This is a genomic window from Imperialibacter sp., assembly GCF_040222815.1.
In the GTDB taxonomy this organism is placed as follows: domain Bacteria; phylum Bacteroidota; class Bacteroidia; order Cytophagales; family Cyclobacteriaceae; genus Imperialibacter.
Genome location: NZ_JAVKCH010000036.1, coordinates 253,256 through 266,113, shown reverse-complemented (window position 1 = coordinate 266,113; position 12,858 = coordinate 253,256). Strand labels below are relative to the sequence as shown.

9 protein-coding genes and 1 pseudogene are annotated in these 12,858 nt (G+C 46.2%); 3 read left to right on the top strand and 7 right to left on the bottom strand.

Annotated elements, in window-relative coordinates; translation table 11 throughout:
- The 7 genes and pseudogenes from RIF36_RS18370 to RIF36_RS18340 form a co-directional block, all read right to left on the bottom strand.
- Nucleotides 1-570: Ig-like domain-containing protein (locus tag RIF36_RS18370; protein ID WP_350149490.1), on the bottom strand; the 570-nt coding region annotated here is incomplete at its 3' end.
- Between the two features lie 3 nt (nucleotides 571-573).
- A complete protein-coding gene (locus tag RIF36_RS18365) occupies nucleotides 574-4,704 on the bottom strand; it encodes a beta strand repeat-containing protein (RefSeq protein ID WP_350149488.1) in 4,131 nt (1,376 codons plus the stop codon).
- Between the two features lie 398 nt (nucleotides 4,705-5,102).
- Complete coding sequence (locus RIF36_RS18360) at nucleotides 5,103-6,866, bottom strand: OmpA family protein (protein WP_350125300.1); 1,764 nt, start codon at nucleotides 6,864-6,866, stop codon at nucleotides 5,103-5,105.
- A 78-nt stretch (nucleotides 6,867-6,944) separates the two neighbouring features.
- Nucleotides 6,945-7,241, bottom strand: a pseudogene (locus tag RIF36_RS18355) (tetratricopeptide repeat protein); the annotation flags it as partial.
- Between the two features lie 495 nt (nucleotides 7,242-7,736).
- On the bottom strand, nucleotides 7,737-8,660 hold the full coding sequence (locus tag RIF36_RS18350; protein WP_151997399.1) for an NAD-dependent epimerase/dehydratase family protein: 924 nt from the start codon (nucleotides 8,658-8,660) through the stop codon (nucleotides 7,737-7,739).
- On the bottom strand, nucleotides 8,661-9,317 hold the full coding sequence (locus tag RIF36_RS18345; protein ID WP_151997400.1) for a phosphoadenylyl-sulfate reductase: 657 nt from the start codon (nucleotides 9,315-9,317) through the stop codon (nucleotides 8,661-8,663).
- A gap of 102 nt (nucleotides 9,318-9,419) precedes the next feature.
- On the bottom strand, nucleotides 9,420-10,871 hold the full coding sequence (locus RIF36_RS18340; RefSeq protein WP_350125226.1) for a phytoene desaturase family protein: 1,452 nt from the start codon (nucleotides 10,869-10,871) through the stop codon (nucleotides 9,420-9,422).
- Between the two features lie 143 nt (nucleotides 10,872-11,014).
- On the opposite strand from RIF36_RS18340, the gene RIF36_RS18335 reads away from it, so the two are divergent.
- Genes RIF36_RS18335 through RIF36_RS18325 form a run of 3 tightly spaced genes read left to right on the top strand, consistent with a single transcriptional unit; the run spans nucleotide 11,015 to nucleotide 12,852 of the window.
- A complete protein-coding gene (locus tag RIF36_RS18335) occupies nucleotides 11,015-11,422 on the top strand; it encodes a 6-pyruvoyl trahydropterin synthase family protein (RefSeq protein WP_350075803.1) in 408 nt (135 codons plus the stop codon).
- Nucleotides 11,385-12,095: a GTP cyclohydrolase I FolE gene (folE, locus tag RIF36_RS18330; protein WP_151997402.1), complete on the top strand. Its 711-nt coding sequence runs from the start codon at nucleotides 11,385-11,387 to the stop codon at nucleotides 12,093-12,095. The genes RIF36_RS18335 and folE overlap by 38 nt, the downstream gene beginning before the upstream one ends.
- Before the next feature lie 43 nt (nucleotides 12,096-12,138).
- Complete coding sequence (locus RIF36_RS18325; protein WP_350125229.1) at nucleotides 12,139-12,852, top strand: SDR family NAD(P)-dependent oxidoreductase; 714 nt, start codon at nucleotides 12,139-12,141, stop codon at nucleotides 12,850-12,852.
- Nucleotides 12,853-12,858: the final 6 nt, after the last annotated feature.

Sequence of the window (12,858 nt, the reverse complement as noted above, 5' to 3'; positions counted from 1 at the left end):
TGTGCTGTTTACCGCTACTGGTTCACCCTGGATGTCTACCGTAGGAGCAGTTGTATCATAAACCGTTGTTGCTGTCGTCGCTGCGGTGTTGTTGTTACCAGCTGCATCGGTGGCTACTGAACCTGCTACGTCTACAGTAATGTCGCCAGCACCACTTGGGGTGATCTGTACGGTGAATGTTCCATCACCATTGTCTGTAAACCCAGTTACTGATCCGTTCCCTACCGTCACATCACCACTTACAAAGCCTGTGACTACTTCGCCGAAGTCTACCGTTACGTTGTAGGGTGTCGTGCTATTCACTGCCGATGGGGCACCTGTGATGCTTGCCGCAGGAGCGGTTGTATCATAAACTGTTGTTGCCGTCGTCGCTGCTGTGTTGTTGTTGCCTGCTGCATCGGTGGCTACTGAACCTGCTACGTCTACAGTAATGTCGCCTGCGCCACTTGGGGTGATCTGGGCCGTATAGGTATTACCGTCTACAGCTACGAAGCTCCCTGCAGAACCATTGCCAACCACGATGTCGCCCAGTGCAAAGCCTGTTACGTCTTCGCTGAATTCAAAGGTCACGGTTTACGGAGAGGTGCTGTTCACTGCCGATGGGTCTCCCGGGATGTCTTCCGAAGGAGCTGTTGTATCATAAACTGTTGTTGCCGTCGTCGCTGCCGTGTTGTTGTTGCCTGCTGCATCGGTGGCTACTGAACCTGCTACGTCTACTGTAACGTTGCCCGCTCCGCTTGGAGTGATCTGCACTGTGAATGTACCATCACCATTATCGGTAAAGCCAGTTACTGAGCCGTTGCCTACTACTACTTCACCGGATACAAAGCCTGTTACTACTTCACCGAAGTCTACCGTTACGTTGTAGGGTGTCGTACTGTTAACGGCTGTTGGAGTACCTGTAATAGTTGCTGCGGGAGGCGTTACATCGCCACCAGCAGTAATTGTAACTGTAAAAGCAGTCGACGAAGAAATACAACCAGTCGACGAGTTTTTTACAACCAGAGAACCATTGTAAGTATTAGCGGCCGCTGCACCTGGCACTACTAACACTATAGGAGAAGACGGTAATGCTGCGAATGTAGAAATGTCGGCAAAGCCAGCCGTGTTGGCTGCTCCGTCGTAATCGATGGTGTATTCGTTAGGACTGTTGGTAGTTGATGAATAAGGCAGATTAGCGGAAGTTGATCCGGTAACAACAGACGGGCTTGTTCCCAGACTAATAGTCGGGTCGCTGTTGTTGGTCAATTGAATGGGGCCGCTTATCGTATTCGACTTACAGCTGCTTGCGTCAGTAATAGATATATTGGTATAGGCTCCTTCCCCCAGGTTGAGAATTGCAATCCCGCTTCCGGTAGCGCTTATGCTTTGAGTTGCCTGAGGCGTTCCGTCGAGTGAAAAATTTACATTGAATGTGCCGCTTGTTACGCCGGTGAGAACGATTTCTCCGTTTGGTGTATCACAATTGGTAGGCTGCACATGGGTGCCCTCCGAGATTGTCGCTCCCCCCGGGTCACTTATTGTAACGGGCCCGGCGAATGCAGTTGATGTACAGCCGGAAATCGTAACTGTCAGATCAGTATACGCACCCGCATTTAGCCCCGTTATCTGGTATTCGCCGCTTGAATTCGAAACAAAAGCACCGTGATTTACAGTTGCTCCATCGTCTTTGTAGTCGAGGGCAGTGTAACTTGCCGACGCCTGAAGTCCACCAATTGTAATAGTACCGTCTGCACCACCACAACTTGTTGGGCTGGCGGGAAGTGCTGAACTGATGACCGCCTCAACAACTGTTATCGTAAAGGGTTTGGCTACACTGGTACACACCAGTGAATTTGAGTTTCTTACAGTAAATGATCCATTGTATGTTCCGGCAGCAATACCTGCAGGCACGGCTACTGAAATTGGTGAAGCAACAGTCGTATTATTTGAAATACTAGTCATTCCCGCCGAAAGGGCAGCCGCATCAAATACTATGCTGTAGTCAATAGCCGGGCCATTGGCGGTAACTGTATATCCCAGGTCAACTGAAGTTGTACCACGGCAAACCTGAAGGCTGCTCGATGTAAGCGACACTACAGCTAGTGGTTTTGCTTCAACCGTTACCGCAGGTGTGAAAGTCGTTTCACAGGTAACACCGATTTTTTGTGCCTTCACAGAGATTGAAGTCGTGGAAGCGGAAAGCCCGAAAGTAGTAATGCTTAATGGGCTCCCATTCCCCAGTTTGGCCGGCCCCACAGCTACTCCCGATTGATTGATCAATTCATACACAATAAGATTCTCTGATCCATCGATCTGAAAATCGATCGTTTCCCCTTCACAAACAAGAGCTGTGCTTGTAGCGGAAAAGGTTTGACTTGCGGGTAGAGCGCAGGCTATAGTTTTTGCTGCAGAGTGATTACTTTCGCAAGTTCCAGCCCCCTGGGCTTCAGCAGTTACCGTAGCGGACCCGCCAGCGTACAATTTATCGAAAGGGGTGGCGAGGCCTGTAATCGTCCAGGAGGCTACCTGAATTCCCGCATTGGCAAGGTCACCCGCAATGGTTGCATTTGCCCCGTCTATTGCAACTCCGTCGATATAGAGCTGAATCACCAGATCGTTGGCCGAAACGGTGGCAGTTCCCGATATGGACGCATCTCCTTCTACCGGATTGCTCGTAATCTCTAAAGCGTTCAGAGGGTCGGGGGTTTTCGCATTAATAACCACTCCTGCCGAAAAATCACTTTCCAGTTCGCCCGAAGTTTGGGCAGTTGCACTGATTCGGGTGGTAACCCCAAGCGTGAGTCCCGACACTGTCCAGGCACCATTGGCTGACACCAGGCCTGAACGACCGGTGTAAGATTCGAAACCAGCTGCTCCGGTGTATATCTTGATAACGCTATTTTCGTCTTCTGACGAAACTCCGCTCACGGTTGTGACCGATCCGGTAACATCAATACAATATTCCCCAGAAATAGATGGGGCCCTTGATTTGGCGGCTACAACTTTAGCGGCAGAAGTCGTCGGGCAGTTACCTGTTGTATAAGAAACGGCAGTAATTGACTGTCCTACTGCCAAACCTGATATTGAATTAATGGTCCAGTTGGTTCCCACGGCCGTAGTGGTGTAGGAGGTAGCCAGGCCATTGATGTAAAGAGTAACATTGGCGGCGCTCCCGCTTGTACCTGATATTGACGACGTCAATTCGGACACAGTCCCGGTACTAATGGTTGTTGCAGTAGAACTAGTTAAACCACTGCAAACTATCGAGGATGCATTTGACTGACATTGCCCCAACCCAATCGCCTGTGCCTTGGCGTAGTATGCTCCATTGGGAAGAAAGTTACCTGTACCCCCTTCAACAGCCCAGGTTGTTCCCGTTGTTGTCACTGGGTTCGTAAGCCCAGATTTTGTCCACACGGTGTTTGAAGGGAAATTATATACAGTAATAGTTATACTCGCTGACGTGGGATTACTAATGGTGCCACTTATTCCTTTAGTGCCTGAGGAAATTGCCACTCCCGTAGGGGGGCTGGTGCAAGTGGAGCCCACCGTTTCAGAATCGCAGTTGGCTATAGAAGTAGATTTTTGTGTTCCCGCCGATGAAGGGACTGTCGCAGTTGCAGTAATAACAGCCCCCTGGGTCAATGCTGTGAGCCCCGATTTGGTCCAGGCGCCAGACGCAACAGTTGTTGTTCCGATAGAGACGTTGTCCTTAAATAATTCAATAATTGTCCCATCCACTTCTGTAGAAGTACCTGAAACTGATGTCGCACCTACTGCCAGTGGACCCGTGATCGACGGACAACTGGCTCTGGCATAAAGTACAGTACCTGATCCGATATCAGCAGGGGACGTTGGCGGAAATACATCTACAAGGCTTCCCCACAAATCGTCAGTGATGCCTGTGGCGTCATCGATGCCGCCAAGATCCGATATGCCGTTGTTTCCCATGGCTGCGTTCGGATTAATGACGGTATTGCCCACCATCCTTAGTGGCGTGGAGGTAGTTACCCCGGGAAAAGCTGCAGTGATGTGAGCAAATGGAATATAAAAGTCATAAAAGTAGTCGTCGTCGCCGCAAATCTCTGACAAAGCGATCGACTTCTGGGCGTAATCGTTATAAGGTCTGTCAACAGTTGCACTCCCTATTTCTACAGGGCTAACGGTTCCGTCCACGTTGTAAAGCCCCACTCCAAAATTTGTACGAAGCACAACCTCAATTTCAAACCCCGGGTTCCCAACCACATAGTTGGGGTCAGCATTTGGGCCGGTGGCGCCAAATTTTTGGTCGGTGTCAATTAGGATGGAATATCCCTTCGAGTTACTGGCTGTCCCGCCCAACCTGAAGCGGAACATCAGATTATTTCCGGCATCCAGGTAGGTATAGATTGTGTTGTTATCATCTGACTTCACCAGGTCTGTAAAGCCGCACGAAGGCCCTGGACCAAGATCACTGTCCGGTTCGGATGCCCCAACACTTGGCAGGGCAACGTAGGAGATTTCGCTTTCGGTCTCGTCATTCGAAACAAAGCCTGAGGCCGACGATGAAGTATACCCATCGCCGTTTGGATCAAGCACAGCCGCCCCCCCACCTGATGCAGGCTTATAAATCAGGCCTTTTGTCTGTCCGAAGGAATGGTGAGATAAAGTAGCAAATAACGAAAGAAAGCTAAATGCGATGAAATGGAAAAATAAGCGCTTGGTAAGTGATCGCCCGGTCATAAAGGATTGAGTAAACGGTTCAAATATGATGTGAAGCTATTGCTTGCTAACCTCACTAGCTTACATCTTTCGATAGAACGACATCACTAACAGGTGAACGATGGTAAACTCTCGACGACTTGCAATGTCTGTGCTTTAGCCGAGGATAAGATCACGAATAAAAATCTTCTCAGGCTAATTGCTCCAGGAAATGGCAGACACCTGAAAAATTGAGATTTGTAGCGGAGCGCTCCTGATGCGGTAGGCAGTCTGTTTTCTCAAAGGCTCGGAAATACATTATATGTCGAACACACCTTCCATGTATTAGCTATGGAACTACTCTCAGAAAACCTGGAATACCAGGTTTCAAGCGACAACTAGGAGTAGAATCCTATTTTCTATACCTCAATGGTTTGTGGTCAGTTTACTTCCAAAATCTTTATTTCCGTGCGCCTGTTTTCCTGATGCTCGTCTGCTGAGCAAGCAACACCATCTCCACAACCGTTGAGTACTTTACTTTCTCCATAGCCTTTCGGCACAATCCGATTTGCAGCCACACCCTGAAGTATTAAAAATTTGGCTGCTGACTCAGCTCGTTTTTGAGAAAGACTGAGGTTGTATGACGCAGATCCTCTTGAATCCGTATGAGAGCCCAGCTCAATTTTGAGGTGGGGGTTGTCACTCATAAATATGGACACCTTATCCAATTCCGTCTCGGATTCAGGTCTGAGGCTCGCACTGTTGCTATCATAAAAAATATGATCCAGCCTTATACTCTCACCCACCAAAATCTTACTAAGTTTTGTTATGTGCGATACAAATGGAATTGTTGTCAGTGGCACTTCAACAGTATCTCGTTTGGTATAGTACCCTTCAACGGAAGTCAATATTTCGTATCTAGCTCCGGGAAGTGCCACGAACTGCATACCCCCATCGCTAATTGGTTTAGTCGGTTCAGTGTCAGGGAGTTTCCTTATAGTTTGTATCGCTCCCTCAATCTTTGACATCGTTGCAATATCGACCACATCTAACCCCACAATAGGTTGAAAAAGAAAGATTGGCGGCAGCTTTGTTTCCAAACTTTGACCAGATACATGCTCAACTATTCCTTCATGCAAATAATATGACGACTTCTCCGCCGTCAGTTTTAGTCGGGAATTGTTGGGAATCTCAAAGAAAAATTCACCCTTAGAATTGGATAGTAAAGTTTCAACCAGCTCACCATTATTCCCAAATCTATTCACCATGGCTCCTGAAATTGGCATGGAGTCAACCAGAGTCAACACACACCCGACAACTTTGGTATAATTAGTTGAAAACCTAAAAATGTCATCATTCCCATTTCTATCCGATGAAAAATAGCCTGCTCTAAAACCGGCGTCGGCGATTAAACCAAAGTCATCCTTACTGCTGTTCAGTGGTGCTCCCAGGTTGGACGGGGTCTGCGTGCCCAAAGCAACTAAGTCTGCAACATAGAGATCCAGACCACCCAGCCCCATATGCCCATCGCTTGCAAAATAAAGTTGATTTTTTTCGAGATAGGGGAACATTTCATTACCTGCCGTATTGATTTTTGAACCAAGGTTCTCCGGTTTCGACCAGGTGCTGTCTGGAAGCATCTTTGAAATATAAAGATCTGTGGCACCGAAGCCACCAGGCATGTCCGACGAAAAAATTAGTGTCTTCTCATCACTACTTATTGTCGGATGACCAAGAGAGTAGTTGTTATCATTGTACTTGAAAGGGATGGGATTCAGCCATTTTCCGCTGGCATCACGATAAGAAAAATATATCTGTAGCCTAGCAACTCGTTTTCCACCTCTTCTTAAATTAGCTTCTTGAAGACCGTTTCTGGTGAAAACAATTCCGTTTCCTGAAGCAAAAACTTCACCGGGCCCTTCATGATAACTCGGGTTAACTATTGCTAATTTTTTAATCGGCATTGTCGTGTCATAAGGATCAAATGAGTAGAAATCCAAGTAATTTGATTCATCCCAGTTATAAGTTTCCTTAACCCATTTCTCTTCTTTTCTGGATGATAGAAAAGCAATGCCCTTTTCAAAATACATAGGTGAAAAATCACTTTGGGGCGAATTGTGTTCAAAAGCGCTTACCTCGTACTTACTGCTGTCTCTCAAAAGCTTACCGAGACTTTCTATCCCCCTGATTTTCTCCTTGGCCATATCATCCCTATCGGAAACACCATACCAGTAGGTTGCCTCATCGTATTTTTTATTCTTACTCAACTGCTGAGCCAGCAGGTATTTATATTGGCTGTCAGTACCTGGCCATTTCTTTAACAATATTTTTAACCAAACCTCTGCCTCAGTTGAGTTGTTAAGTTTCACGTAGCACATACCAATCTGCGACACCAGCCGCTCATTTAGTGAGTCCTTCTGATAAGCATACTTATAGTAGTCAACAGCCCTGGAATAGGCAAACTGATCATATTTCAGGTCTGCTCGCTTGATTGAACTTGCCAGAGGGTTAAACTGCGCCGAGGCAGTTAAACTAAGAGAAACAAATAAAAAGCTTATGATTCTTGCTTTAATTTTCATTTTCAAATGAGAGGACACTCTTTGTAGATTGAACATAAAATAGACAGGCAAAGCATTTGAATAGGTTTTGGTAATGGCAAAAACGAATGCCAATGCATTATTTAAAATAACTATGTATGAACCTTGAAGAATGTAAAGCTAGTTGAAGGGTTGTGTCTGACGACTGAAATTCGACGAATTGACAATATCTTAAGCTAAACCGACTTAATTACTGGATAAGCCCTGGAAACCAAGCGTGGAAGAATCAACCTTAGAAACCTCGACAGATACAATTGAAAGGCAAAAAGAAAGGTAACCTATACGAACAAATAGCCCCACGGTCACGCTCTGTGGCTGAACTCAAACTCCAGATTGATTCCCACACAGCTTCTGGTAGCTCATTTAACGCTAACGGCAAGAATCCGCAGTCGCCACACTACAGACTCGATTACCTCTAAAACACATAAAGGCAAACCCTTGACTATCAGCTCGAAAAGAAGCCGTAGCCTGCATCTTTCAAAAAGAGAACTTCTCCTTGAACTCAAGTAGTTCCTGCCTCAGGCTTTCCGGGTGAGGCATGTTGATATAATCTGCCAGCAGGGTCTCAGGGCTCACTTTTAATTCCATAAGGCTGATGTGCTGGTTAATGAAAGTGTATTCAAGTTCGGGAAACATTTCCTTCATAGCATCCACTATGTCCAGAATGGGCAAGTTCTTATCAACAACATTATAGATTCCGGAGGGCACCTGCTTCAGTAAAGTTTCCTTGATAATCTCGGCAACGTGCGTCACATGTATAAAAGCCCTGGCTTGTTTGCCGTTGCCAAAAATCTGGATTCGATTGCCGAAGTTGGCATCAAACATAAACCGGTTGATGACGGCGTCGAACCTCATGCTCTTATTGTAGCCATATACATTACCACACCGTAATATAACAGCGTCCTTGTTTGCACCCAGGCGAACCACGTGTTCCTCTCCCCTATGCTTCGAAATACCATAGAAAGTCGACGGATCAGTGTCGGCTCGTTCGGTGGCGAGCTCCTCACTGGCACCATAAACGGCGGTACTGCTGGTGTATATGAGTTTCTTCACATTGTCCATCTCTTCAACTGCATACACCAGCTCGGCCGTTCCCCAGTGGTTCACCTGCTCGTAAAAGTGTGAGTCGGTATTGGCAAATGGCGTCGTTACCCTTGCCGCTAAATGGATCACGGCATCAACTTCTTTCAAATGCTTTCTTAGGGTTCTGCTGTCAAGCAATTCAGCCGACACCAGCTTTATTCTTTCGTGGCCAGGGTACTTTTGACCAAAGAAAAAGTTGAAGTTGCCTTTGCTCAGGTTATCATACACAATGATCTTCTCAACCTCGGGCTGTTGGCACAAATTCCCTACCACCTGGGTTCCAATATACCCGGCTCCTCCTGTAATTAATACTCGCATCTATTTACTGATTAGGTCGGTATGTAAACCGCATTCTGTCTTTTTCATCCCAAACCATCTGGCTTCACGTTCCTGCATTTCAGGATCCACTTTACGGGTGCAGGGTTCACAGCCTATACTCATATAGCCTTTGGCATCCATGGGATGCCTCGGCAAATTATGTTCCCTTATGTATTGAAAAATCATTTTGGCATTCCAGTCCAGCATAGGATGGAACCGAAACGTGTTATGCGGAGCCGGTTGCTCCACTTTCATAGCCGCCCTTACGGCGCTTTGATCCGCTCTTACTCCATTGATCCAAATGTCGTGCTCTTGAAGCAAAGCATCGGTTGGTTGCGTTTTATTGATGTAGCAGCAGTAGTCTGGGTCACTTGTAAACAATAGTTTACCATCGTTACCTACCTGCATGTTTCTTGGCATGCTCGATTTTACATCAAGCACTTTCATTCCAAACTCCTTGGCCACCTGATCCTTAAAAGCGATAGTGTCCGGAAAAAGATAGCCTGTATTGATAAAATAGACTGGGATCGAGTTGTCTATCCTGCTCAGCATATGAAGCATTACCAGGCTGTGCGTTTGAAAAGAGGAGGTTGTAAATAACTTCTTCCCCTCTGCCGTATACTCTTGAATTTTTGTTTCTAGCTCTTGAAAAGTCACTTCCTTACAGTTTAAAAAGTGAAACCCCCATTCCCGGAGAAAAATTCCGAAAGCGTATGAGAAAGCAAGATTAATACAAAAATCGTTTGGATTGAAAAAAATTCAGAGCCAATCCCTCGAAAGTTTTTCAGCTGCAATGATCCCACTCAAAACTGTTCCCGGAATTCCCTGCCCAGGATAGGCGGTGTCACCACACAAGTAAACTCCTTTCGGCCCAAGCCTGCTGTTGACCATTTGCCAGGGCCTGATTTTCATATATTGTGGATAACCGCCCACGAAACCCCATTTTCTTCCAGTCCACTTTTCCCAGGCCTTTGGCCCAGAGTTGTGTTTGTAAACGATATCCTTTCGCTCCAGAAAACCATGGTGCTCGAGGGTGTCGATGATTTCCTTTTCCAAAATATCGCTGGCAATTTCAGTGCCTCCGGGGTGTGGAATATGAGTAGTGACCGACGCCACCATCAGGCCTTCCACATCTGACCGGGTTTCGTCAAGGGGGTGGCTTACGCTTAAAAAAATGCTCCTGGATTTTATTCCACTTAACGGTTCCTTGAGATGAATTTGGTAGTGAATAGCATCGAATTGTCTTCTAGGCCTAAAACCAAAACTAAGCTGAAAGGCACTGTTCAGCATCTGCGATGGCATATCCTTTGCTCCTCTCTGCAGCACTTGTGGAAACAACTCCCTAAGATTGTTAATTGGGATAGCCCCTATCACAAACCTGGAGTCAAAAGTGCCCTTTGAGGTGCCAATAGTGTATCTCTCTCCGTCGGCTACTATCTTCTCTACCCGGCACCTCAAAGCAACTACTCCTCCCCTGCCCTCAATATAATTTACCAAAGGGTTTACAAGATTGATCATGCCCCCATCCAGATAATAATTGCCATAGTTAGTGTAGCACAGGGCTGTTGCCCCAAAAAGCACATTCACCTCCTCCATGTGATTTTGAGCGGTGATGAGTAGCTGTTCGTTAACGAATGCAACAAATCGTTCATTTTGATCGAGTCCATATTTTTGAAGAAGGTCTGCAATAGAATAGAAGCTCCACCTGGCATAGCTAAAATCGGTTATGCGAGCATTAGAAGCCAATTTCATAAGCTCCGAAAAAGACGACGGGGGAAATTCCCGGAAGCGAAGCGAGGCATTCCAAACAAACTTGCTGACTTTGTAACAAAACTCCCAAAATGGTCGCTGGCCCTTGCTTCCAAAAACCCTCTCTGCCTCTTTAATCCAGTCTTCAATAGCTTCATGTCGGTTGATGACTGTTCCGTCTGCCAACACCACCTGCATAGGCAAGGCAAGCTTTCTGGCAGAGAGCGGGATGCCTGTCTTGTCCAAAAGATGCTTCAGGGGCATTCCTTCATCCAGGCCAACCAGTGTGGTAGCGCCAGTTTCAAAAACGAAACCCTTGCGCCAATACGAACTTGTGCATCCTCCTGGCAGGTAATTTTGCTCTAACACAGCCACCGTTAGTCCTTTCTGGGCCAACAGAGCAGCGCTTGTTAAACCACCCATTCCACTTCCAACCACACATACATCCACTCTATTCTCCATGCTTTGAAGGATTGTTTAATCTATTGTTAAAAAAATTAAACAAGTTGACTCTTCATAATGTTTGCTGACTAATTGATTCTATTAACAGGAATTATTGCACTTATTTACCAAATAAACGTTTATAGAATTTCAAATACTCCTGAATGAAGGTAGCAGTCTACAGAAAAGAACATTTTAATGCAGCCCACAGGCTCAACAATCCGGCCTGGAGTGAAGAAAAGAACAGAGAGGTTTTTGGAAAGTGCAATAATGGCAATTATCACGGACACAATTACGATTTGGTGGTAAAGCTGGTGGGAGAGCCTGACCCTGAAACAGGGTACGTGTTTGATATGAAAGTATTAAGCGATCTGGTGAAAGAACATGTGACGAGAAAATTTGACCACAAAAACTTAAACATCGACGTGGAAGAGTTTCGCTCTTTGAATCCAACTGCTGAAAATATTGCGATTGTAATCTATGACCTGTTGAGAGCCAGGATTGACAGCAAACTTGATTTAAAAATTACCCTTTATGAAACAGAAAGAAACTTTGTTGAGTACCCAGCCTAGCCAGGCATTGGACATAGACGACATGGAAGATGATCATGTGGCGACCTCCTACGAGACACCACTAAGGGCCGATGCTTTCGAGATGGATGACGATCTCAAAATGGAGCTTATTGCCAAGCACTTCAGGGAGATCATGCATATTTTGGGCATGGATCTGACCGACGACAGCCTGAAAGGTACTCCGAATAGAGTCGCTAAAATGTATGTTAAGGAGGTATTCAGCGGCTTAAACCCAAAAAACAAGCCTACAGCAAAGCTGTTTGACAACAAATACGAGTACAATGAAATGCTGGTAGAACGTGACATTACCTTCTATTCGTATTGCGAGCATCATTTTGTGCCTATTTATGGCAAGGCTCATGTGGCATACATTTCCAGTGGGAAGGTGATAGGCTTATCAAAAATCAACCGTATTGTTCAGTATTATGCAAAAAGGCCTCAGGTACAGGAAAGAATGACCGTGCAAATTGCCAATGAGCTGAAAAAGATTTTAAAGACAGACAACGTGGGAGTTGTGGTAGATGCCGTGCACATGTGTGTTTCTTCACGTGGAGTGGGCGACACCAACAGCAGAACAGGTACTGCACATTTCAGCGGAAAGTTTTCAGATGAAAACACCAAGAAAGAATTTTTGAATTACATCAATACGCCCAACAATCTCAATGGTAAATAGTTAGTGAAGTAGCAATAAGCTACACCAAAAAAACTATTTACTAATGAGTGACGGGAATGCAAAAAGCTATCTGGTCGTTGGCGGATCGAAGGGCATTGGGCTTGAGGTAGTGAAGAAGCTGCTTGAAATGGGGCATTCGGTTCACAGCATTTCAAGATCACAAAGCCCTTTGAGTCATGCCAACCTGGTGCGCCATCAGCTTGACGTCACCATCGGAGACTGGTCGGGGGTCTCACTTCCTGAAGTGCTTGACGGATTTGTATACTGCCCGGGCACCATTAACTTGAAGCCATTTCACCGCCTCACTGAGGCAGATTTCAATCTTGACTTCAGTGTCAATCTCATCGGCGCAGTAAAAGCCTTACAAAGGGCTTATCCATCGCTAAAAACTGCTGACAAATCGAGTGTCGTACTCTTTAGCACAGTGGCTGTGTCGCAGGGCATGGGCTTTCATGCTTCGGTAGGGGCCGCCAAAGGAGCCGTTGAGGGGCTTGCCAAATCGCTAGCTGCGGAGTGGGTGAGCCAGGGGATAAGGGTGAACACAATTGCACCTTCTCTTGTGGACACTCCGCTTGCCGCCGGCCTTTTGTCGTCTGAGGACAAACGAACCGCTGCTGAGAAAAGAAACCCAATGGGGCACGTAGGTACTGCCCAGGAACTGGCTGAAACTGTTATTCACCTTCTCACCTCCGCTAGCTGGATCACAGGCCAAGTGGTGCACCTTGATGGTGGAATGTCGAGTATCAGACCGATTTAATCATCA

Bases quoted from the DNA above. Each gene is read 5' to 3' on its own strand.
- RIF36_RS18340 (WP_350125226.1), bottom strand. From the start codon at position 10,871: ATGGAGAATAGAGTGGATGTATGTGTGGTTGGAAGTGGAATGGGTGGT.
- RIF36_RS18365 (WP_350149488.1), bottom strand. From the start codon at position 4,704: ATGACCGGGCGATCACTTACCAAGCGCTTATTTTTCCATTTCATCGCA.
- RIF36_RS18350 (WP_151997399.1), bottom strand. From the start codon at position 8,660: ATGCGAGTATTAATTACAGGAGGAGCCGGGTATATTGGAACCCAGGTG.
- RIF36_RS18360 (WP_350125300.1), bottom strand. From the start codon at position 6,866: ATGGCCAAGGAGAAAATCAGGGGGATAGAAAGTCTCGGTAAGCTTTTG.
- RIF36_RS18325 (WP_350125229.1), top strand. From the start codon at position 12,139: ATGAGTGACGGGAATGCAAAAAGCTATCTGGTCGTTGGCGGATCGAAG.
- RIF36_RS18335 (WP_350075803.1), top strand. From the start codon at position 11,015: ATGAAGGTAGCAGTCTACAGAAAAGAACATTTTAATGCAGCCCACAGG.
- folE (WP_151997402.1), top strand. From the start codon at position 11,385: ATGAAACAGAAAGAAACTTTGTTGAGTACCCAGCCTAGCCAGGCATTG.